The organism is Kitasatospora sp. NPDC057518, from assembly GCF_042802075.1.
Classification (GTDB): domain Bacteria; phylum Actinomycetota; class Actinomycetes; order Streptomycetales; family Streptomycetaceae; genus Kitasatospora.
Genome location: NZ_JBHVEU010000094.1, coordinates 1 through 23417 on the forward strand (window position 1 = coordinate 1; position 23417 = coordinate 23417).

Annotated in this window: 11 protein-coding genes; 9 read left to right on the forward strand and 2 right to left on the reverse strand. The window is 76.0% G+C overall.

Translation table 11 applies throughout. The features are described from left to right. The first annotated feature begins 181 nt into the window (after nucleotides 1-181). From ACFU7Z_RS12605 to ACFU7Z_RS12630, 6 genes are all read left to right on the forward strand, one after another. Entirely contained in the window at nucleotides 182-1039 is an 858-nt protein-coding gene (locus tag ACFU7Z_RS12605) for a DUF4132 domain-containing protein (protein ID WP_049658519.1), read from the forward strand. Beyond that, nucleotides 1036-6135: a hypothetical protein gene (locus ACFU7Z_RS12610; protein ID WP_380777505.1), complete on the forward strand. Its 5100-nt coding sequence runs from the start codon at nucleotides 1036-1038 to the stop codon at nucleotides 6133-6135. Before ACFU7Z_RS12605 ends, ACFU7Z_RS12610 begins: the two co-directional genes overlap by 4 nt. Further along, a complete protein-coding gene (locus tag ACFU7Z_RS12615) occupies nucleotides 6132-7295 on the forward strand; it encodes an AAA family ATPase (RefSeq protein ID WP_049659767.1) in 1164 nt (387 codons plus the stop codon). The genes ACFU7Z_RS12610 and ACFU7Z_RS12615 overlap by 4 nt, the downstream gene beginning before the upstream one ends. Before the next feature lie 4 nt (nucleotides 7296-7299). Next, nucleotides 7300-10935 carry a DUF5682 family protein gene (locus ACFU7Z_RS12620; protein WP_380777506.1) on the forward strand — a complete coding sequence of 1212 codons (3636 nt, stop codon included), beginning with the start codon at nucleotides 7300-7302 and terminating at the stop codon, nucleotides 10933-10935. Continuing rightward, entirely contained in the window at nucleotides 10932-12851 is a 1920-nt protein-coding gene (locus tag ACFU7Z_RS12625) for a hypothetical protein (RefSeq protein WP_380777507.1), read from the forward strand. The genes ACFU7Z_RS12620 and ACFU7Z_RS12625 overlap by 4 nt, the downstream gene beginning before the upstream one ends. 325 nt (nucleotides 12852-13176) lie before the next feature. Further along, entirely contained in the window at nucleotides 13177-13635 is a 459-nt protein-coding gene (locus tag ACFU7Z_RS12630; RefSeq protein WP_049660429.1) for a MarR family winged helix-turn-helix transcriptional regulator, read from the forward strand. A gap of 124 nt (nucleotides 13636-13759) precedes the next feature. On the opposite strand, the gene ACFU7Z_RS12635 is transcribed toward ACFU7Z_RS12630, so the two are convergent. Continuing rightward, a complete protein-coding gene (locus ACFU7Z_RS12635; RefSeq protein WP_380777508.1) occupies nucleotides 13760-15544 on the reverse strand; it encodes an ATP-binding protein in 1785 nt (594 codons plus the stop codon). Between the two features lie 489 nt (nucleotides 15545-16033). Then, nucleotides 16034-17311 carry an acyl-CoA dehydrogenase family protein gene (locus ACFU7Z_RS12640; protein ID WP_380777509.1) on the reverse strand — a complete coding sequence of 426 codons (1278 nt, stop codon included), beginning with the start codon at nucleotides 17309-17311 and terminating at the stop codon, nucleotides 16034-16036. Nucleotides 17312-17790: 479 nt separating this feature from the next. On the opposite strand from ACFU7Z_RS12640, the gene ACFU7Z_RS12645 reads away from it, so the two are divergent. From ACFU7Z_RS12645 to ACFU7Z_RS12655, 3 genes are all read left to right on the forward strand, one after another. Then, on the forward strand, nucleotides 17791-18852 hold the full coding sequence (locus tag ACFU7Z_RS12645) for a GAF domain-containing protein (RefSeq protein WP_063780156.1): 1062 nt from the start codon (nucleotides 17791-17793) through the stop codon (nucleotides 18850-18852). Between the two features lie 303 nt (nucleotides 18853-19155). Beyond that, the gene (locus tag ACFU7Z_RS12650) at nucleotides 19156-20754 is read left to right on the forward strand and encodes a lipase maturation factor family protein (protein ID WP_380777511.1); all 1599 of its coding nucleotides are present in this window, start codon (nucleotides 19156-19158) and stop codon (nucleotides 20752-20754) included. A 320-nt stretch (nucleotides 20755-21074) separates the two neighbouring features. Continuing rightward, on the forward strand, nucleotides 21075-23369 hold the full coding sequence (locus tag ACFU7Z_RS12655; RefSeq protein ID WP_380777510.1) for a hypothetical protein: 2295 nt from the start codon (nucleotides 21075-21077) through the stop codon (nucleotides 23367-23369). The last annotated feature ends 48 nt before the right edge of the window (nucleotides 23370-23417 follow it).

Genomic DNA, 23417 nt, shown 5'->3' on the forward strand with positions numbered 1-23417 from the left:
GCGTGGGGGCAGCCGCCCCGCCTTTTTCGTCCCTTCGATCACCCGTTCGAGTGGTTTGAAGTCTGCATGTCACGGCCGGAGTTCACCCCGCCCGTCGCATTGTCAGTGGGCCTCGCTACGTTCCTCGCATCGCTGGTCAGCAGGCGATCGACAGGTGTTTCCCGGTGGGAGGAGTACGGCCGTGGCATGGGTGGAGACGGACGCGGGAGGGTACCGCGTGGCGCTCGACGGGGAGGGCAGGGTGGCGTGCCGCAACGCGGCGGGCCGAGACCTCAAGTCCCTGCCGTCGAAGCTCGGTGACGACCGCGTGGTCGTCCAGCTCAAGCAGCTCGCCGAGTGGCTGGCCGCGCACGAGCGGGGCTGCCTGGAGGACGTCGAGCGCTGGATGGTCCGCTCGCTGCCGGTGCCCGCCGCGGTGCTCACCGCCGTGTGGCCGGACGAGGCCTGGCAGGGCGTCCTGAAGGACCTCGTGGTCACCGCCGTGGACGGCTCCGTGGCCGGCTTCCTGCGCGGCGCCGACGCCGAGCGCGGCCTCGGCCTGGTCGACCTGGACGGCGACACCGTGCGCCTCACCGACGGCGAGGTGCTGATACCGCACCCCGTCCTGCTCGAAGACCTCGACGAGCTGCGCGAGTTCGCCGTCGAGCTCGGCGTCTCCCAGCGCGTCCAGCAGCTCTACCGCGAGGTCTGGCACCGGCCCGCCGACGGGTCGGCCGGCACCGAGGTCACCACCTACGCCGGCGGCCGCTACCGGGAGCTGCGCGAGCTGGTCGGGCGCTGCAACCGGCTCGGCTGCCGGGTCCGCGGAGGCTCCGCCGTCCAGTCGGTCACCGAGGGCGGGCGCACCGTCGAGGCCCGGGTCTGGGTCGGCGACTACTACGAGTACGACGCGTGCGAGACGGGCGCGCTCAGCTGGGCCGGCCCGGACGGCCGGGCCCTGCCGCTCACCGAGGTCGGACCGGTCGCCTGGTCCGAGGGCATGCGGATGGCCGCCGCCCTGTACGCCGGCCGCACGATCCAGGGGGAGGAAGCCGCATGACCGCCACCGGCCTGACCACGACCACCACCAACCCGGGCGGCAACGGCGCCGACCGCGCCGCGACGCCCGAGGAACTGCTCGACGCCGGAGCCGTGCTCCCGTCCGGCACCCTGCCCGACGCCGGCCGCCCCGACAGCGCCGCCGACGTGCTCACCGCCCGCACCTACACCCACCCCGCGCTCGACGGCCGCCGGATCGTCCGGCTCGTCCCCGGCGCGCTCGGCCCGGCCGAGGACCTCGCCCTCGACTTCCTCGGCCTGGCGCCGGAGGCCGGGGCCGCCGAGGTCGGCCAGGTCCGCCAGGAGGCGCTCGGCTTCCCCGCCTGGGCACTGGTCCACGACCCGGCCAACGGCCACCACGCGCTCGCCCTGGTCAAGGAGCTGGAGCGGATCGCCCGCCAGGCCGCCTCCAAGCCCGGCGCCGCCAAGGACGGCTTCGACGAGCTCGCCACCCGCCTCGGCCGCGCCGTCCCGCACTTCCTGCCCACCTTCTGCGAGGAGGTCGGCCGGATCTTCCTCGGCCACGGCAACCAGACCTACGCCGCCGCCTGGTTCGGCAAGGCCCGCGAGGCCGAGCGCACCCACGGCCTGACGGTGGACGAGGAGCGGCTGCGCGCCGTCTTCCTGGAGTTCGCCCTGGCCGGCGCGCTCACCGTCAAGTCGCTGCGCCAGTACGTCAAGGAGCTCGCCCAGCGGCTCGACCCGCTGACCGCCTGGCAGCGCTTCCGCCAGCTGTGCACCGAGCGCTCCGCGGCCGGCATGGCCCCGTACGCCGGGATCGCCGAGGACGCCCGCGCCCTGGTCAAGGCCGCCGGGCTGGACCGCGCCGAGCACGAACGGGCGCTGCTCGCCGAGCTGCTGGACTCCCCGGCGGTCAACCGGGCGCCCGCCGCGTTCTGGAAGTCCTGGCACGGCGCGCTGGTCGAGCTCGGCCGCGACGACACGGCGGTCCGCACCCGACTGCTGGAACTGCTGCCCGACCCGGCCTCCGCCGACCCGGCCCCGCACGACACCGCCTGGCTGGCGGTGCTCGCCGAGACCGGCGCCGAGGAACTGCTCACCGGCCCCCGCGCCGAGGGCGCCGAGCCCGCCGCCGCCTGGCTCCAGCGCTGGTGCCACCACCACGGCCGCGGCTGGCGCAACCGGCCCAGCTGCCCGGCCACCCTCGCGCTGGCCGGCCGGATGGTCGAGCGGCTGAAGGCCGACGCCGTCCCGGTGGACCTCCACACCGGCATCCGCGCCAGCCACACCCGGATCGACCTGCTGGACCTGCTGCTGGCCGCGGGCGTGCCGGTGGCCGACCCGCCCGGCGGCCTCGGCTTCGACCTGCGCGACTGGGCGGCGCAGAGCGGCCCCGACAGCTCCGCCCTCACCGCCGTCGGCGCCGACGAGCGCTACCGGCCGCTGCTGCGCCGGGCCACCCCGCCCGCCTGGGAGACGGCCGTCCGGCGCCAGGCACCCGCCGTGCCGCTGCTGAACGAGCTGTTCGCGGAGTGGGCCGAGGAGCGCGCCGAGGAGCTGACCGCCGCCCGCGGCCTGGCCGGCGCCGCCGACCTGGTCCGGTCGATCGGCCAGTACCACACCGCCATCCGGACAGTCGCCCCGGCCGTCGCCGAGCGGATCGCCGCCCTCGACGTCACCGCGCTGCTCACCGACGCCCTCCGGGCCGGAATCCTGGACGAACTCGGCTGGCCCGCCCTGGAGGAGGCGCTCGGCAAGCTCGCCGACCCGCCCGCCGACGACGCCCCGCAGCACCCCGTCCCCAGCCTGGCCGGCGCCGGCCTGAGCGACCTGCTCATCGAGGACGCCTGGCCGCACCTGATCCTCGCCCGCCTCGACCGGGCCGTCGTGGTCGGCCCGCAGGGCATCGTGCTGGAGCACACCCTGCGGCTGCCCGAGCGGCCGTCGCACGAGCGCAACCGGACCAGGCTGCGCTTCGTCGACGGCGAACTGCTGGTCGTCTGGTCCGAGGAGGGCAAGCAGCTCGCGTACTGGTCCAGCCGCCCGGACGAGCGGTTCGAGCTCGAGGGCGAGACCATCGCCGGCTACTACTACCGCGACCGCGAGCCCGAGGCGCCCTCCCTCCAACTGCCCGGCGGCGGCCGCACCACCGGCGAGCGCCCGCTGCACGCCGGCGACACCCGGATGCCCCACGAGCACCCCGTCCTCGGCGACGGCACCGGCTACTGGACGATGCGCCGCACCGCTGAGGGCGAGGCCGTCCTGCGCGAACTCGACCCGGCCACCGGCACCCTGGGGCGCACCGCCGAACCGCCGGTGATCGCCGCCACCGCCCACGCCGGCCGGCTGGTCCAGCGCAGCACCTGGCTGCTGCCGCTCCAGCCCGGCCTGGAGCGGACCCCGCTCGGCACCGACGGCACCGTGCTCGGCAACTGGGTCAGGACGGAGCCCGGCAAGGCCGTCACCGCCTTCACGGCCGACGGCCACCGCATCGAGCTGCCGCTGGCCGGTCACCGGACGGACACCGTCCCGGTGGCCCGGCTCGCCCTGCCCGGCGCGGCCGCCCCGGTGGTCAGCCACACCTCCGGCGAGCACTTCTCGCTCAACCTGCCCGACCTCACCGGCCAGGCCGACCGCACCGTCGACCTGCGCCCCGGCCGCTCCGGCGAGCTCTCCGCCGCGGGCACCCCGCTCATCCCGCCCTACCCGCACTGGCACGCCCTGCGCCCGCGCGACGAGGCGGGCTCGCAGGCACTGCGCGCCGTCACCGCCGAGCAGGCCGCCCGGCTGGTCGACGCCGCCTGGCCGGTCGACACCGAACCCGTCCCGGCCGGCGAGCGGTGCTGGCTCACCGTCCAGGGCGTGCGCCGCCCGCTCGCCCGGCGCACCTCGCGTACCCTGCCCGTCCCGGAGGTCGGCGCGATCCTGCCCGGCATCGCCCACCCGCGGCTGCTGGCCGGCGTCGCCGGGCTCGCCCGCAGCGCCGCCGACCTGCTGGACCGGGTCGCCCGGTTCGTCCCGCAGCCGGAGGCCGAGCGCCCCGGCAAGGCGAAGAACGCCGAGTGGCGGCCCGACCACGGCCGCGACCACGAACTGCGCGACGCCGTGCGCGCCGTGCTGCCCGAGATCGGCGGCTTCGGCAACAACTGGGGCTCCGAGGAGCGCTGCCGGGTGCTCAACAACCTGCGCGCCGTCACCGCCGTGCTGGCCGCCCCGCCCGCCGCCGAGGGCGAGGGCTGGACCAGCCCCGCCACCGTCACCCTGCACAACGGCAGCGTCAGTTACGGCTGGCTCCAACTGCTCGGCCGGATCCACGCGCTGGCCTACGCGGTGGCCTCGCCGTTCACCGAGCCCGCCCACCGCTCCTCGCTGGTCCTGCTGCTCGGTGAGCTGACCAGGGGCCCGTTGGCCGACCGCGGCGCCACCCTGCGCGAGATCGTCCTCGCCGAGCAGGTGCCGGCGGCCCCGAACGCCACCGGCCCCCGGCCGGTCACGCCCCGCGAGGGCGAGGTGCTGCGGCACGGCGGGCGCACCGTCGTCATCATCGGCCACCAGCGACAGCTCGCCGACGGCTGGGTGCACTGGCTCGCCGTCGACCACGACCCGAGCGGGGAGTTCGGCCCCGTCGCGCACTTCACCACCCTCGAGGAGCGCGGCACCGAGGAACTGGTCGACGCCGCCTGGGTCGCCAAGTTCTGGAGGGTCGCCGCGCTGCACGGATCCGTCCCCCGGGACGCGGCCAGGGTGGAGGCCTTCAACGAGCTCACCGGCATCGGCACCGCCCGCTCCGCCCTGCTGCTCAGCCCGCCGTCCGGCCTGCTGTACTGGACGGACATCTCCGTGCCCACCGAACTCGGCCTCAAGGCCGCCGAGTTCAAGGCCGCCCGGGCCTGGCTGCGCGGGCACGACCACAACGGCCTCGCCGCCGTCTGGGGCGCCCTGCTGCCCGCCGACCCGAAGACCCTGTGGACCGAGGGCCCCGACATCGCCGCCGGCGCCGAGGAGTGGATCCGGCGCTTCGGACGGCTCGTCACCCTCCCCGAGGAGGCCCTGGCCACCGTCCAGGGCGTGTCCATCGACACCGTCGAGGCGGTGCTCAACCCCGCCCACACCCCGTGGCTGGCCGGCCGCACCGGCTTCCGGTTCACCGAGGTGGACGGGGTCGGCCAGCGGCTGACGCCCGAGGACGAGTCCGCCGTCCCCGAGACCGGCGCGCTCGGCTCCACCATCGCCGCGCTGCGCTGGCTCGCCTACCACCTGCCCGCCGACAGCCCGCTGCGCCCGCTGCTGCCCACCGCCGCCGCCGCGCTGCGCGACCGCCTCGCCGACCCGGAGCTGCTGCTCGACCTCGACCTGGTGCGCACCGTCAAGGGCGCCTCGCTGGCCGCCGTCCTGCGCACCCACTTCGGCCTGCCCGCCGAGGGCGGGGCCGACCGGGACGGCCTGGTCCACTGCGGCCCGGCGCTCGTCCTGACGCCGTACCACGAGGACTACGAGCGGATCTGGCTGCGCCCGGCCGCCCTCACCGGCCCGGACGACCCACTGCTCGAACTGCTCGACGGGCTCTCCAGCAGCTACTGGTTCTCCGCCGAGCGGGGCGCCATCGAAGCCGTGCTGCGCGGTGAGCCGGAGCAACTGGCCGCCTCCGCCGCCTCGGTGCCGGCCCCCGGCGAGGGCCCGGCCTGGCTGCAGAACCCCCTGCTGTCCGTCCCCGAGCTGGTCGCCGAGGTGTCCCGCACCCACAGCCTGGGCGAGGACGCGGCCACGCTCTACCTCCAACTGCTCGCCCTGCCCGACCCGACCGATCGCAACGCCGCCCGCTGGACGGGCTGGAAGCCCGCCCGGCTGAAGAAGGCCCGCGCCGAACTCGCCGCCAGCGGCCTGGTGCTGGAGGCCAAGCGCTCCCGGGCCGGCCGCAGCCTCTTCCTGCCCGGCGGCTGGCAGGAGGCCAAGTCGCCCGCCCTGCCCGCCGAGACGTGGAAGGCCGCCCTCTACGAACTGCCCACCCACCGGCCCGCGCTGGTCCCCCTGCCCGTCCCCGAGCTGTTCGCCCGGGCCTGGCAGCGGACCGTCGACGGCGACGCCCCCGGATACGAAGAGCTCCAGACCGGCAAGCGCAGGAAGGCCCGCCGATGACCGCCACCGAGACCACCAAGGGCGCCGCCGCCCCCGCCGCGGCCGACCGGCAGACCGTCCCGCCCGAGGAGAAGTACGCCGCCGAACTGGAGTTCCTGGCCGCCCACGACAGCGGCCCGCGCCCGCCCGGCTGGCTCCTGACCCCGCGCGCCGTGGTCACCTTCGTGATGGGCAGCGGCGGGGAGAAGCTCAAGGCCGGGCGCAAGGGCCTGGTCATCGAGCCGAAGTTCGTCGGCGAGCGCGCCCTGGTCGAACGCTGCGTCGTCACCCTCGCCGGGGAGCGCGGCCTGCTGCTCGTCGGCGAGCCCGGCACCGCCAAGTCCATGCTCTCCGAGCTGCTCGCCGCCGCCGTCTGCGGCAGCAGCGCACTCACCGTCCAGGGCACCGCCGGCACCACCGAGGACCAGCTCAAGTACGGCTGGAACTACGCCCTGCTGCTCGCCAAGGGGCCCAGCCGCGAGGCCCTCGTGCCCTCGCCGGTGCTCACCGCGATGACCACCGGCGCGGTCGCCCGGGTCGAGGAGGTCACCCGCTGCCTGCCCGAGGTGCAGGACGCGCTGGTCTCGCTGCTCTCGGAGCGGCGCATCGCCGTCCCCGAACTGGCCGGCACCCCGGACGGCCAACTGCACGCCGCGGCCGGCTTCACCCTGATCGCCACCGCCAACCTGCGGGACAAGGGCGTCAGCGAGATGTCCGCGGCGCTCAAGCGGCGGTTCAACTTCGAGACGGTCGGCCCGATCGGCAGCCTCGCCGCCGAGGTCGACCTGGTCCGCCGCCAGTCCACCGCCGCCGTGGCCCGGGCCGGCGCCGCCTACGCGGTGGACGACGCCGTCCTGGAGGCCCTGGTCACGGCCTTCCGGGACTTGCGCAGCGGCCGGTCCACCGAAGGCTGGGACGTCGAACGCCCGTCCACCGTGATGAGCACCGCCGAGGCGGTCTCCGTCGCCACCGCGCTCGGCGTCAGCGCCGCCTACCTGCCCGACGGCGGGGACCTGCTCGGCCGGCTGCCCGGCCAGCTCCTCGGCGTGGTCCGCAAGGACGAGCCGTCCGACGCGGCCCGGCTGCTCGGCTACTGGGACGGCCCGGTCCGCCGTCGCGCCGAGCAGGGCGCCGCCACCTGGCGCACCCTGTGGGACCTCCGCCCGGCACTGGAGGCCTGATCCGATGAGCAGCGCGGAGACCACCCGCCCGGACGACGCGGACCAGGCGGTCCGGGCCGAGGCCGACCGGCTGGCCGCCGCCGGCACCGGTCGCCCCGGCCCCTACCTGATCGGCGTGCGCCACCACGCGCCGTCCCTCAGCGCGGTGGTCCCCGCGCTGCTCGACGTCGCCCGGCCGGACGTCGTCCTGGTCGAGCTGCCCGCCGAGTTCCAGCCCTGGCTCGGCCCGCTCGCCGACGAGGCCACCCGGGCCCCGGTCGCCCTCGCGGCGGCCCCGGCCGGGCCCGAGGAGGCGGCTGGGCCCGCCTTCTACCCGTTCGCCGACTTCTCCCCGGAGCTCGCCGCCCTGCGCTGGGCCCGGCGCAACGGGGTGGAGGCCGTCGCCTGCGACCTCCCGCTCGCCCACCGCGCCGCCCGCACGGCGGAGCGCGGGCGCACCGATCGGATCCCGGACGCACCCGGCGTCGCCGACGCGCTGCGCCACCGCCTCACCGGCCGGGACTCCGACGAGGACCTCTGGGACCGCCTGGTCGAGACGGCCGCCCCCGGCTCCACCCCGGAGGCTGTCCGGCGCGCCGCCCTGCTGGTCGGCTGGGCACTGCGCCGGGACGCCGAGACCGGCCCCGGCGTCGACCCGTACGACCTGCGCCGCGAGGCCTGGATGCGGTCCCGCATCCAGGCCGCCTCGGCCGGCGGGCGCCGGGTCGCCGCCGTGATCGGCGCCTTCCACGCCCCCGCCCTGCTCGGCGGTCCCCTCGCCACCGAGGAGCCGCCGCACCCGGACGGCCCCGGGCACGTCCTGTCCCTGATCCCGTACACCTACCCGCTGCTCGACGCCCGCTCCGGCTACCCGGCGGGCATCCGCGACCCGGAGTGGCAGCACACCGTCCTCGACGCCGGCGGGGACCCGGAACGCCTCGCCGAGGCGCTCACCACCACCGCCGTCCGGATCTGCGCGGCCCTGCGCGCCCAGGACCACCCCAGCGGCCCGGCCGACGCCCGCGAGATCGTCCGGCTGGCCGGCGACCTCGCCCGGTTGCGCGGCCACGCCGCCCCCGGCCGCGGCGAACTCGTCGAAGCGGTGCAGACCGTCCTCGCCCAGGGCGAGCCCCTCGGCCGCGGCCGGGCCGTCGCCCGCGCCCTCGAACAGGTCCTGGTCGGCACCCGCACCGGCCGCCCGACCCCCGCCGCCCCGCGCAGCGGACTCGCCCCCGCCGTCGAGACCCTCCTCGCCGACCTCGGCCTCCCCGGCCCCGGCGACCCCGGCCCGCGCGACCTGCGTCTCGACCCGCTGCGCAGCGGCCTCGACCGCCGCCGCGAGATCCTCCTGCACCGCCTCACCGCCTGCGAGGTCCCCTACGGCGAGCCCGTCGCCACCACCGGCGCCGGCGGCACTGAGACCCTCGGCACCCGCTGGCGCCTGCACTGGACGCCCGCCACCGCCGCCATGCTCACCGTCGCCGGCACCCGCGGCGTCACCCCCGCCCAGGCCGCCGAAGGCGCCCTGCGCGCCCGCCTGACCGACCAGCCGACCCCGCGCGAGATCATCGACGGCCTCACCGCCGCCGCCTCCTGCGCCCTCCCCGCCCTCACCGAGGCCCGTCTCACCCAACTCACCGCCCTCCTCCCCGCCTCCGCCACCCTCCCCGACCTCCTCGACGCCCTCGCCGTCCTCGACCGCCTGACCGCGGGCCACTTCCCCGGCCACACCCCGGCGGGAGCGGCGGAAGGCCCCGTTGCCGCAGACGACGGCACGCCCGTGGCCGGCGCCCCCGTGGCTGGCACGCCCGTGGCCGGCCCGCCCGTGCTCGTCGCGGCCGGGGAGGTGCTCACCGTCGCCGCCGTGCGGCAGTTGGAGGGCCTGGGCGGGTCGGACGATCCGCAGGACGCGCGGGCACTGGTGGAGCTGGTACGGCGGGCGGACCGGTTCGGCGGGGTGCGGCTGGCGTACGTGCTGGCCGGACTCGCCGAGCAGGGGAGCCCGCTGGTGCGGGGTGCGGCCGGCGCGGTGCGGGTGCTGCTCGGCCAGGAGCCGGCCGAGGTACTGGGCGGCCGGGCCGCCTCGTGGGTGGACGGCGCGACCGCTCCGGAGGCGCGACAGGCGCTCGGGCGGGCGCTGGTCGGCCTGCTGACGGCCGCGGAGGGGCTGTTCGACTCCGCGCCGCAGGCACTGGAACCGCTGCTGGAGCGGGTCACCTCGCTGCCCGACGACGCCTTCCTGGACCGGCTGCCCGCGCTGCGCGGCGGGTTCGACACGCTCAGCCCGGCCGCCCGGGACCGGCTGCTGGCCCTGGTCGAGGAGCGTCTGGGCGCCCGGCTCGCCGCCCTGCCCGAGGAGGCCGGCCCCGCTGTGCTCGCCGGCTGGGTGCGCGCGGACCTCGCGGCGCGTGCGGCGCTCGTCCGTCGCGGCCTCTTGCCCGCAACGCCCGCGCAGCCCGCGGCCGTTGCATCGTCGGCTACGGCTACGGCTACGGCTTCGGCCGCGGTGCCGCACGCCCCCGGCCCGGACCCCGATCCCGACCCCGCCCGTACCCTCGCCCCCGCCGAGCGTTGGCGGCTGCTCCTCGGCCGCCCCGGCAGCGGCGGCCTGACCGGTCGCGGTGCCCGACTCGCCACCGCCCTGGACGAGTTGTACGGCGGCGGCCACGGCGAGGGCTCCGGCCCGGGCCTGGACAGCCGGGGCGGCAAGGGCGGCCGCGAGGCCCCGTACCCCGGTGTGCGGGAGTGGGCCGAGGAACTGGAGTCGCTGTTCGGCCCCGGCGTGCGCGAGGAGGTGCTGGCCGCCGCCGTCGCCCAGGGCCGTACCGACGTCCTGGAGACGATCGACCCGTCCGCCGTCCGCCCGTCCGTCGAGCTGCTGCGCACCGTGCTGGACCACGCGGGCGGTCTGCCCGAGGCCCGGGTGGCCCGGCTGCGCCCGCTGGTGCGGCGCCTGGTGGACGAACTGAGCCGGGAGCTGGCCACCCGGCTGCGCCCGGCCCTGACCGGGATCGCCGTGCCGCGCCCGTCCCGCCGCCCGGGCGGCGGGCTGGACCTCGACCGGACCATCCGGGCCAACCTGGCCACCGCCCGCCCCGCGCCGGACGGCGGCACCCTGATCGTGCCCGAGCGCCCGGTCTTCCGGACCAGGGCGCGGCAGGCCAACGACTGGCGGCTGATCCTGGTCGTGGACGTCTCCGGGTCGATGGAGGCCTCCACGGTGTGGGCCGCGCTGACGGCCTCGATCCTGGCCGGGGTGCCCTCCCTGAGCACCCACTTCGTCGCCTTCTCCACCGAGGTCCTGGACCTCACGGAGCGGGTGGACGATCCGCTGGGCCTGCTGCTGGAGGTGAGCGTCGGCGGCGGCACCAGCATCGCGAGCGGGCTGCGCTACGCGCGGGAGCTGGTGACGGTGCCGTCCCGCACGCTGGTCGCGGTGGTCAGCGACTTCGAGGAGGGCGGGCCGGTCGGCGGGCTGCTGGCCCAGACCCGGGCCCTGGTGGACTCCGGCGTGCACCTGCTCGGCTGCGCGGCGCTGGACGACACCGGGACGGCCCGCTACTCGAAGGCGGTCGCTGGCCAACTGGTCGCGGCCGGAATGCCCGTGGCGGCGTTGAGCCCGCTGGAACTGGCCCGCTGGGTGGGGGAGAAGGTGCGATGAGCGTGACGGCGCGGACGAGCGACTGGCCGGGCGTGCGGCCCGAGGTGGTCGCCGAGGTGGTGGCCGGGCTGAGTGCCCGGCTGCAGAAGCGGCTGGACGGCGCGGCGGCGAAGCTGGCGGAGCGGCCGGTGGCCCGGGAGGGCGACGAGTGGCGGGTGGAGGTGGACGAGGAGACGGTGCTCGTGCTGCACGCACCGGGCGGGGTGGTCGCGGCGGAGGCCGGCGTCCGCTGCGGCTGCCTGCTCGCCCCGGCCTGCGTGCACCGGGCCGCGGCGGTCACCCTCTGCCCGCTGGCCGGGGCCGGGGCCGAGCCGGGGCCGGAGCCCGAGCAGGAGCCCGAGCCCAGGAGTGACACGCACGGCGCGCCAGGGGAGCCGACCGGCCGGCCGGCCGCCGACCCGATCGTCGGCGACCCGCTCACCGCCGTCGAACTCGCCGCCGTCCGCCACCTCCACCGGGCCGCGGCCGCCGTCCTGGCCGCCGGGGTGAGCGGGGCGGGTGCCGTCTCCCAGGCCGAACTGCTGCGCGCCGCCCACCGGGCGCGCCTCGCGGGCCTGCACCGCCCGGCCGCGGCGGCCGTCACCGTCGCGACCAGGGTCCGGGCGGCGCGCTCCGGCGCGCCCGACCACCGCCTGGCGGACCTGGTCGCGGGCCTGCGCGAACTCCTCGGCCTCACCACCGCCCTGGCCACCGGCACCGCCCCGGTCGCCGAGCTGCGCGGCACCGCGCGCCAGGCCTACCGGGAGGAGGGCGGTCTGCGGCTCTACGGCCTGTTCGCCGAGCCGGTGCTGACGGCCACCCATGCCGGTGCGGTCAGCTGGGCGGTGGACGCCGACGGGCGCCTCAGCACGATCGCCGAGGTGATGCCGCACGACGACGCGGCGGCCGCCGCCCCACAGGCGGTCGGGGCGGGCAACCGGACGGTCCGGTTGGGCGACGCCGCGCTCAGCCACCGCGAGTTCAGCCGAGCCGGGCTGGCCGTCCAGGGTGCGACCAGGTCCGGTGGTGGTCGGCTGGGCGCCGGGGCCTCGGTCCGGGCGGTGCGGGCGACGGGCGCGGCATGGACGGCGGAGCCGGCCGCCCGGCTCTGGTCGGAACCGGCCTCCGCCCAGGTGGCCCGGGCACTCGCGGCGCAGGAACTGCCGTACGAGAGCCGCCCGGCCGGGAGCGACCTGCTCTTCCTGGACGTCACCCTGCTGGGTACGGCCCCCGGCCCGGGCGGTGCACCGCAACTGCTGGCGCGCTGCACGGCGAGCGGTGCGCAGGGCGGTCCGGTGATCGTCCTGCGCCCGGCGCACGAGCACCCCGACCTGCCGTTCCGGGCGAACCTCGCGCTGCTCGCCACCGCCCCCGGCCTGCGGCTGCGGGTGATCGGTCGGCTGGAGCGGGCGGACCGTCCGGAGCTGCGTCTGCTCGCGATCGGTACGCCCCCGGCCGCCCCCGACCCGCTCGCCCTGTCCGCGGACCGGGCGGGTCGGGTCAACCTCGGCCTCGAACGCCTCCAGACCGCCGACCTCGCCGCGTCCGCGACGGCCTCCGCCACGGTCGGCGAGCCGGCGGACGGGTCGGCGGAGGAGCCGGCGGACGGATCGACTGCCCCGGCGCCGTACGGCCCGCCCGTCCACGTGCTCGGCCGCCGGGTCGAGCAGACGGTCACCACCGGTCGGCACGCCCTCGCCCCGAGCGAGGCCTCGGCGGCGGCCGACCGCGGTCTGCTGCGCGCCGCCGGGCTGGCCACCGCCGCCGAACTCCTCGACGGCCTGCGGGCCTCCGCCGCCAACCAGCAGCGCGACGTCTTCGGCCGGATCGTCACCGACGACCACGAGGATTTCGCCACCGCCTGGCTGACCGCGGCCTCCTACACCGAGGAACTGGCCACGGCGCTGTGCGCCTCGGCCTGGTCCGGGGAGGGGTGAGGAGCCGGTCGTGTGCGGCCCCGTGGTGTCCTTCGACGCCCCGGGCGGCGGGCGGGCCGGACCCTCGTGCGGGGTCCGGTCGCTCACCGCAGGACGGCCTCCGCCCCGCCGTCGCGGCGGCTGACGGCCCGGAGCGGAGGCCCTCGACGGGGAACCGACGGGGGTATAAGCCGAACTATTTGCACAGTCCGATATTCCGCGCCAAATGGCATACTTGTCACAGGAAGACACGGGACGAAACCTCGTACGAGACCCCGGACGAGAGACCTCACGTGGGGCCGCGTCCGGCACACGGCACGAGCAGCGCGACGGAAGGGTAGGCGTCATGGGAATCCGCGACGATGCGGCCGAGATCCGGGCCCGCGGCTGGCGGACGCTCGCCGCGCTGCACGGCATGATCGACACCGCGCTGGAGAAGGCGCTCCAGGCCGAGTTCAAGCTCTCGGTGGTCGAGTACACGGTGCTGGAGGCGCTCTCCCGCCAGGACGGCTGGCACATGCGGATGCAGCAGCTGGCCCGCGCGGCGGCGCTGAGCAGCAGTGCGACCACCCGACTGGTGAGCCGCCTGGAGGACCGGGGCCTGCTCGGCCGGTTCCTCTGCGCGGACGACCGGCGCGGCATCTACACCGAGCTGACGCCCGAAGGCCGCGACCTGCTGACGGCGGCTCGCCCGGTGCACGACGCCGCCCTGGAGGCGACGCTGGCCGAGGCCACCGAGGTCCCGGAGCTGGCCCCGCTGGTCGGGTCGCTCGCCGAACTCCACCCGGTCCACGCCAACGCCTGAGCCCCGCACCGACGGCTGAGACCGAGGCGGGCCGCCCACGGAAGCGGTCCGCCCGGCCCGGATCGTCCGGCAGCACCTTGACCACGCACAGCGCCGGGCGGTCGCGGCGCAGGTCGAAGGGGCGTCACCGCCGCTCCTCGGCCTCCTGGACGGTGGGGGAGTCCGCAGAGGCCCGCTGCGGGGCGGAAGGGGCGGAAGGGGCGGACGGCGCGGGGTGTTGCGCCCCGTACACGGGCGTCGCCGGGCCGAGTTGCCCGGCCGGGCCGGCGTCCCGGGCCCGTTGCGGCACGGCCGCTTGGGCGTGCGGCGCACCGTCCGAGCCGTCGTCGGGCCGTGGTGCCGGGCGGCGCTGGTCCACCGCGGGGCTGCCCGACAGGTCGTACATGCGCGGCAGCACGGGCCGGGGCACGACCACGGCGCCGGGGAGTCCGGGGATCTCGGCGCCGACGGCCAGGCCTCCGTTGGCGGGCGCCTCGGCACCGCCGACCCCGGCGGCACCCGTCCCAGCAGCCGCCCCGGCGCCGTCCGCGCCGTAGGGGACGGCCGGGGCCCCCGGGGCGCCGAACGGTCCCGGGCCCGCCTGGCTCCCGTCCGGCGGCCCGCCGCGCCCTGCGGCCGTCGCACCCGACGGCTCCTGCCCGAGGGCTTCGGGCCCGGAGCCGTCCCCGACCCCCGCCCCCGCCCCAGCGTCCGCCCCCGCCCCCGCTTCTGCCCCCACGTCGGTCACGGGAGCCCGGGTGATCCGGGCCCCCGAGGGCAGCCCGGACACCGCGGCCGACTGCGCCGCCTGCTCCAGCAGCGCCGAGGGCACCAGCACCGCGGCCCGGGTGCCGCCGTACGGGGACGGGTGCAGGGTGACCCGGACGTCGTGCCGGGCGGCCAGGTGGGCGACGACGAACAGGCCGAGCCGCAGGTCGTCGCCGAGCGCGGAGACGTCCAGGTCGGGCGGGTCGGCCAGGTACGCGTTGAGGCGCTGGTACTCCGTCTCGGTCATGCCGAGTCCGCGGTCCTCGACCTCGACCGCCAGGCCCTCGGGCACCTCCTTCGCGGAGATCTGCACCTGGGTGTACGGCGGGGAGAAGGTGGTGCCGTTCTCGATCAGTTCGGCGACCAGGTGGATGACGTCGGCGACGGCCTGCCCGCCGAGCGAGACGCGCGGCACGCCCCGGACGACGACCCGGGAGTAGCTCTCGGTCTCCGAGACGGCGCTGCGCAGCACGTTGACCACGGGTACGGCGTTGCGCCAGCGCCGGGCGGGGAGGTCGCCGCCGAGGATGACGAGGTTCTCGGCGTTGCGCCGCATCCGGGTGGCCAGGTGGTCGACCGCGAACAGTTCGCGCAGCAGTTCCGGGTCCTCGTGCTCGCGTTCCAGCGCGTCCAGCATGCTGATCTGCCGGTGGATCAGGATCTGGGTGCGCCGGGCGATGTTGAGGAAGACCTTCTTCGTCCCCTCGCGGCCCTGGGCCTGGTGGACGATGGCGGCGACCGCGGCCTGCCGGACGGCGGCGAGGCCCTCCGAGGCCTGCTGGACGTCGTCGCCGGTCCGTCGGGAGGGTGTCCAGGCGGCCGGGGCGGGCACCTGCTCCCCGGCGCGCAGCCGCCCGACCACCTCGGGGATCTCCTGCTCGGCGAGCGCCATGGTGTCGGCCCGCAGTTCGGACAGCCGCGCGGACAGTGCCCAGGCGGTCCGGATGCCGCGGACCAGGCTGATCAGCACCACCGCGGCGACGACCGCGCTGCCGGCCAGCAGCGCGGTGCGCTGGCCGGAGTCGCGCAGCAGGTAGGCGGCGTAGCCCCAGGCGGCGGCGAGGCCCAGGCTGGGGACCAGCACGGCGGCGAGGAGCGGGCTGCGGAGCGAGCCGGACCGCCCGGCGCGGTGGCCGGTGCGGGGGGCCGGTATGCCTGGCATCTGATTCCTTGCTGCAGGGCCGAGTCGCGGGGCCGGGTCGTGGAACCCGGCCGTCGAACCCGACCGCGGGGCCGGGTCGTGGAACCCGGTCCTGGAACCGGGTCGTGGGGCCTGGCCGCGGGACCGGCGCGCCGGTTCGGACCGGTGGGTCCGAGCGGCGGGCCGACCCGTACGGCGCGGCCGGGTCGCAGGGAGCCGGGGCCGGGATCCGTCGGAGCCGGTGACGTGGTGTCACCGGTCCGGCGGGGTGCAGCACGGCCGCCGACGGCACGGAACGCTATCAGCCCGTGGTGCGGTCGGCGCAATATCAACTGGCTCTGCGCACAAGGCCGATGGCCTCGCGACGGTGCCCGCGCCGGACGCTCCGCCGGCGCGAAGCCGCAGCTCACGGCCCTCGGTCGGGTCGGGCCGACGGCCCTCGGAGGTCGGGGACGGCCACGGTAAGGATGCGACAGGAACAGGTCAAGTCGCGCCGCGGCGGGCGGGATCTCAGCCCGCCAGCGGCATCGGCAGCACCCGTCCGCCCAGGCCTGGCGGCTTCTCCACGTGGGCCTCCCGCTGGGCGGCGAGTTCGCTCCAGGGCCAGCTGGTCAGCTCGGACAGCTCCGCCGACCACTGCTTGCCGTAGGTGCCCGAGGCGAACTGTCCGAGCCGCAGCCGCTGGACGTCCGAGGTGCCGGCCGGCGGGTAGACGTGGGTGGCGTCCCGCAGGTAGCGCTCGATACGGAACTCGGGCTGGAGGCCGCGGGCGGCGTGGATCTCCATGGCGTTGCGCGCGGAGTCCAGCGCGTACTCGGTGTTGATGAGCTTGGCGTTCATCAGCTCGGCGTCGCAGGCGCGGCCGTGGTCGAGCAGGTGGGAGGCGTGGTAGGCGGCGAGCCTGGCGGTCATCAGCCGGGACTGCATCTCACCCAACTTGAGCATGATGTTCGGGAGTTGGTTGATCGGCCGACCGTACAGGACGCGCCCCTCGGCGAACCGGACGGTGTCCTCGACGATCGCGGTGTGGATGCCGAGCGCGACGGCGGCGAGGTTGATCCGGCCGTAGAGGGTGGAGGAGGAGTAGGCGACGTCCAGTCCCCGCCCCTCCCGGCCGAGCCGGTTTCCGGCCGGGATGCGGCAGTCCTCCAGGATGATCTCGCCGAAGCTGAAGCCGTGCAGCCCGCTCTGGGAGCCGGGGGAGCCGGTCCGGAACCCGGGGCGGTCGCTCTCGACCAGGAAGGCGGACAGGCCCCGGCTGCCCTGGCCGGTGCGCAGCACCACGCCGTGCACGTCCCCGATGTGGGAGTTGCCGACGAACCACTTGCGGCCGTTGAGCACGTACTCGTCGCCGTCGCGGACCGCGGTGCCGGTCATCCCGAGCACGTGCCCGCCGGACTCCGGCTCGGTGACGGCGATCGTCGGCAGGCACTCGCCGGAGGCGAACTTCGGCAGCCACGTGCGGCGTTGGGCCTGGGAGCCGTAGTGGAGGACCTTGGCCACGCCCAGCTGGGAGGCCTGCGCGATCGAGCCCGCGGCCCCGCTGACCCGGGCCAGCTCCTCGATGATCACGGTCTTGGCGACGTGCCCCAGCCCGAGGCCGCCGAACTCCCCGGGAATCGTCACGCCGATCCAGCCCTGCCGGGCGATCTCCCTGGCCAGCTCGACCTCGATCGTCCGCTCGGCCTCCATCCTGGCCACCCGCGGACGCACCTCCTTCTCCGCGAAGTCACGGACCTCGGCGCGAAGGCCCTCGTGACGGTCGTCGGTGAAGTAGTCCATCGCCATGCTCCGGTCCTCTCGATACGTGTGGTGCCGTGCCTCCGTCCGTGCCGTCGATGCCGCTCCGGCGACCCCTACGGGGGGCGGTGGGTGTGCGGGGGTGTCGGCCGGTCGCCCCGGTGCGATCGGCGCATGCGTCACCGGGCGGTGTCCCGGTGACGGGAACCGTCCGTGTCTTCGGCAGGGCTCATTGTTGTATGGGGTACCGGGGCATCCCAGAGTCGATCTTGGATTGGCGCGATTCGGCCCGTCCCCGTCGGGAGGGGTTTCGTCCGGGCGCCGGGCGGGAATCGATCTTCGCTTCCGTGACGGTCCGTCGACCGGTCGTCCACATGCGGTTTTGACGAGCCATCGGCAAGGCTCCGGTGCGGCTCCGGCCGGGCGCCGGAAGGACTCCGGAAGGACATCGGCAGGACTGAAGAACGGTCGATCGGACCCGCCCGGGCGTTCTGATGTCTGGTTACATGTGCGCCATGACAGATGTGATGAGCACTCAAGGCCAGTTCCCGGGTGCCTCCGGGGAGTCCGCGCGAACCCGCAGGCTGCGCGGCCTTGGGCTCAACGACCCGTCCGCGGACGAGGCCTTCGACCGCTTCGCCCACCTGGCAGCCAGTATCACGCGCGCTCCCATCGCGATGGTCAACTTCATCAACGACGAACGCCAGATGTTCCGGGGGCTCTACATTCCGCCAAGTTCGGCCGACGCCGCGGCCGAGGACGGATCGTCCTGGGCGGAACGCGGCATCGCCTTCGACCTTCCCACCCGCGAGATGCCGCTGAGCCACGGCTTCTGCCCGCACGTGGTCGCCCAGCGCTCCCCCCTCGCCCTCGACGACATCCTCGCCTACCCCCGGTTCGCGGGGAACCCGGTGGTGGACGAACTCGGCGTCCGCGCCTACCTCGGCGCCCCGCTCGTCGACGACACCAACACCGTCATCGGCACCGTCTGCGTGCTCGACCGGGAACCCCGGCAGTGGGGGCGCGAGCGGCTGCGCGACATCCAGCACCTCGCCGAGGCGCTGCTCTCCGAGATCCGGCTGCGCGACAGCCTGCTCGCCCAGCGCCAGGAGATGTTCGCCGCCTTCGACGGCTCGCCGTACCCCATCCTGCTCACCGAGGGCCCGGGCCAGGAGATCCGCTACGCCAACGCCCAGCACGCCGACACCTTCGGCGCGCCGACGGCGTACGGGACGATCGGCGCCGCGTACCCGCAGCTCGGCGCGGCGGGCCTCGAACAGACCGTCGTGGAGGCGTACCGCACCGGTCGCACCGCCGTCCTCGACAACGTCCGGATGCAGGCCGCCCGCCCGGACGCCCAGCGCGGCCGGCAGGTCTTCAGCTTCACCTGCACCCCGCTGCGGGCCGCGCTCACCGGCCGGATCAACGGCGTCCTCACCGTCGGCATGGACATCACCGCCCAGTCCCGCACCGAGGAGGAGCTCGGCACGCTGGCCGCCCTGCTCGTCGACCGGCTCCAGCAGAGCGGCGGCTCCGTGCCCGGACGCTCGGCCATCGCGGGCGAGGCCGGTCCCGTCCTGCCCGGCTGAACCCCGGCCGGTGCGGACCGCCCACCGCCGTGGCGGGGCGCCTCTCACCCCCGTGGAGAGGACCCCGCCACGGTGTCGGTGCGGTGCCGATGGTGTCGGCGCGGTACCGCCCGGGCCCGTCCGAGTTCCTCCGGTGCCGTCCGAGATCGTCCGGTGCCGTCCGGTGCTGGCCGGTATCGGGAGTTCGCCGGGATGCCCGCGGGATCCCCCCGGGATTCCGCCGGGCCGAGCGGGTGAACCGTCCCCGCTCCGCCGCCCCGACCGGGCCCGCGCCCGGGGTGCCGGGTGGTAGGCATGGGCCGCATGGACTGGTTCGCCGCCCCCGACTACTGGCTGAGCCGGCTGCTCGTCCAACGCCTGCTCGCCGCCCTCTACCTGATCGGATTCCTGGCCGCCGCCGCGCAGTTCCGCGCCCTGATCGGCGTCGACGGCATGCTGCCGGTGCCCCGGTTCACCGCCCGGGTCCCGTTCCGCCGATCCCCCGGCCTGTTCCACCTCCACTACAGCGACCGGTTCTTCGCCGCTGTCGCCTGGAGCGGCGCCGCCCTCGCCGCCGCGGTGGTGGGCGGGCTCGCCGACGCCGTCCCGCTCTGGGCGGCCTTCCTGCTGTGGGCGGTGCTCTGGGTCCTCTACCTCTCCATCGTCAACGTCGGGCAGACCTGGTACTCCTTCGGCTGGGAGTCCCTGCTGCTCGAAGCCGGCTTCCTCGCGGCCTTCCTGGGCAACGCCGACACCGCCCCGCCCACCCTGGTGCTGTGGTTGATGCGCTGGCTGGTCTTCCGGGTCGAGTTCGGCGCCGGACTGATCAAGCTGCGCGGCGACAGCTGCTGGCGGGACCTGACCTGTCTCCGGTTCCATCACGAGACCCAGCCGATGCCCGGACCGCTCAGCTGGTTCTTCCACCACCTGCCCGCCCCGGTCCACCGAGTGGAAGCCGCCGCCAATCATTTCGTCCAACTCGTCGTACCGGTGGGCCTGCTGCTGCCGCAACCGATCGCGAGCTACGCGGCCTGCGCCGTCCTCGTCACCCAGTTCTGGCTGGTTGCCTCCGGCAACTTCGCCTGGCTCAACTGGCTGACCATCGTCCTCGTCCTCGCCGCCGTGCAGCCGTCCCGCCTGGGCCTGCCCGTCCACGCCCGCGCGTACCCCGGCGCGCCGCTCTGGTACGAGGCGCTCGTGATCGCGTTGACCACCGCCGTCGTGGTGCTCAGCTACTGGCCGGTGCGCAACATGCTCTCCCGCGCCCAGGCCATGAACCGCTCCTTCAACCGGCTCCACCTCGTCAACACCTACGGTGCCTTCGGCAGCGTCAACCGGCTCCGCCAGGAGGTGGTGGTCGAGGGCACCGACGAGGCCGTGCTCACCCCGCACACCGTCTGGCGCGAGTACGGCTTCAAGGGCAAGCCGGGCGATGTCCGCCGGCTCCCGCGCCAGTTCGCGCCCTACCACCTGCGGCTCGACTGGCTGATGTGGTTCGCCGGCATCTCGCCCGCCTACGCCCGCCCCTGGTTCCTGCCCTTCGTCACCCGCCTGCTGTCCGGCGACCGGGCCACCCTGCGCCTGCTGCGCCACAACCCGTTCCCGGACGCCCCGCCGACCCACGTCCGGGCGACCCTCTACCTCTACCGGTTCACCGATTGGCGCGAACTGCGGGAAACCGGCGCGTGGTGGCACCGCACCGCGCTCGGCGAGTACCTCGCTCCGGTCGATCTGCACGCCGTCGGCCGGGCCGGGTACCGGCCGCCGCTCGGCCGACGGGGACCGGCACGGGGACGCGGCGTACGGGACGTACCGCTGGAGCGGTTCCGTCGGCCCGGCAGGTGGCCCGACCGGCGGCCGGACATGCGGCCGGACAGGCGGCCCGGGCCCTCCGGCGGAGAGCGGCGGGAGGACGCGGGATGAGGGCCGGCGGTGTGGAGCCGTGAGCAGCGGAGACACCCGTCCGGACCAATGCCGGGCCACTTCCGGACCAGCTCCGGAGCGGCGCCGGACCACCCGGTCGGACCGCCCGAGTGGCGGCCAGGCGGGGGGTATGGCACACGACACCCGCCCGTCCGGGCGGTGGGTGCGTGCAAGGCTCGAACGGGCACCCGTATTCTGGGCGTCCACACCGGCAGCCCGACCGCGCGCCCCCTAGCCCCGCCCCAGGGGCGACCCCGCGCACCCGGTCCGCCGCCCCCTCGCCGCCAGCCCCGCCGTCGACGCCCAGAACCGGACCTCACATGACAGTGCTTCACTCGCGCAACGCCGACGCAGCCGACCCGGCGGACGTCGCCGACGCCGCAGACGTCAAGGACCCCCAGGACGCCGCCGCGGAGCCCGACCTCCGCGAGGACCTCGGCCGCTACGCCGAGCTCGGGGCCTTCACGCTCACCGCCGAGACCCACGCCTGGTACGCGGCCGTCGACACCGTCGCCACCCCCGAGGACGCCCGCGCGGCCTCCACGGCCCTCGCCGAACTGCGCGGCAGCGACCTCCAGCAGACCTGGGAGGCCGTCCTCTCCCTCGCCGCCGACACCAAGCTGGACGAGCCCGACACCGTCGCCAAGACCGCGCTGCTGGTCGAGATGCTCCAGCGGGTGCACCGCACCTCCGCGGCCCTCTTCCCCGCCGCGTACGACGCCGACCTCGGCGCCCTCGCCGCCGCCACCGCCGACAGCACCTGGCGCCGCGAGAACGGCGTCAAGCTCTCCTGGCTGCGCGGCCGCTCGCTGCGCAAGCAGGCCGTCGCGCTCGCCACCGACCGCCGCATCCGCCGCGAGGACCTGCACGAGGCCCTCACCTCCGCCGAGATCGAGCGCCGCGCCTGGGCCGCGCTCGCCCCGGCCGGCACCCTCCCGCGAGTGCCCACCGACGGCGCCCTGGTCGACCGCACCGCCCAGGCCTTCGAGACGATCAACACCGGCCTGCGCGGCCTCGCCCGCCTGCTGCCCGACCACGACCTCGACGGGCTGCCCTTCGCCGAGCTGATCGACCTGGTCGAGCGCCTCGCCGCCGACGAGGGCACCCTCTACCGCCTGCCCACCATCCGCGGCCTGCGCGCCGGCCTCGAGGAGGCCGGCCTCGCCGACCTGCTCGCCGAACTCGCCACCGCCAAGGCCGACCGCCGCGCCGCCGAGGCCGCGTACACGGCCCGCCAGGCGCTGGCGAGCGGGCAGCGGGACGGGCTGGCGGAGAAGAGCGCCGCTGCTGTCGAGGTGGCGCCGGTCGAGGAGCCGGGTGCCGAGGACGCTGCCGGTGCTGTGGTCGAGGCCGATGCCGATGCCGATGCCGCTGTCGACATCGACGGTGCGACCGGTACGGAGGAGGCTGCGGTCGAGGAGCCCGGGACCGAGGAACCGACCGACCGGGCCGACGCCGAGGCGGCTGCCTTGCAGGCGCTGGCCGGCGGACAGCGCGACGGGCTCGTGGAAGAGGCCCCGGCCGCGGTGACGGCTCCGGTGGAGGACGCCGAGGAGACCGCTGCGGCGACTGCGACTGCGGTGGCCGAGGCTGAGGCCGAGACCAAGGAAGAGACCGAGACCAAGGAAGAGACCGAGACCGAGACCGAGACCGAGACCAAGGCCGAGGTCGAGGCCGAACCGGCATCGGACGCGGTTGCCGCTGACGACGAGCCGGCGGCGGCGCAGGCCGAGGAGGAGACCTCGGCCGCTGTGGTCTCCCTCCCGGCGCCCTCCCCGGCAGCCGACGACCTGGTGGCCGCCGCGACCGCCGCCCTGGCCGAGGCCGCGGCCGCGGACGAGACGACGGCGGACACGGAGCCGGAGGCTGCCCCGGTCGCCGAGGCCGTCGAGGTCAAGGAGACCGCGGTCGCGGTCGAGGAGCCGGTTGTCGAGGCCGCTGAGATTTCCGTCGAGGCCGAGGTTGTGGCCGAGCCGGTTGTCGAGGCCGAGCCCGAGGCCGTTGCGGTGGAGCCCGCTGTCGAGGCGTCGGTCGAGGCGTCGGTCGTGGAGGCTGATGAGCCTGCGGTTGAGGTCGAGGCGGTCGTCGAGGCCGTTGTGGTGGAGCCCGCTGCCGAGGAGTCGGCCACCATGACTGCCGTTGAGGCGGAGACGGTCGAGGCCGAGGCCGAGGCTGTGGTTGAGGCCGAGCCCGAGAGCGTTGCCGAGGAGCCCGTCGCCGAGGCCGAGGCTTTGGCCGAAGAGGTGGCGGAGCCCGCTGTCGAGCCCGAGGCCGTCGCCGTCGAGCCCGAGGCCGAGCCCGAGCCCGTCTCCGCTGCCGAGGAGCCGGTCGTCGAAGCCGAGGCCAAGCCCGAGCCCGTCGCCGCCGTCGAGGCGCCCACCGCCGAGCCCGAGGCCGATGCCCGTCCCGCGAAGCCGGACTTCACGCCCGGCCGCCCCGTGACCGCTTACTCCGCCGACGAGCTGCTCGCCGTCGTGCGGTGGGTGGACGGCGACGGTGCCGAGCGGACCGATGAGGAGCTGCTGCGGGCGGCCATGAAGGAGCTGGGCTTCGCCCGTCTCGGCCCCCGGATCAAGGAGGCGCTGGGCGCCGCCGTGGCCGCCGCGCGCGGCTGACGACGTACGGCCACACAGGCCGAGGGCCCGGGACGCGAGCACGCGTCC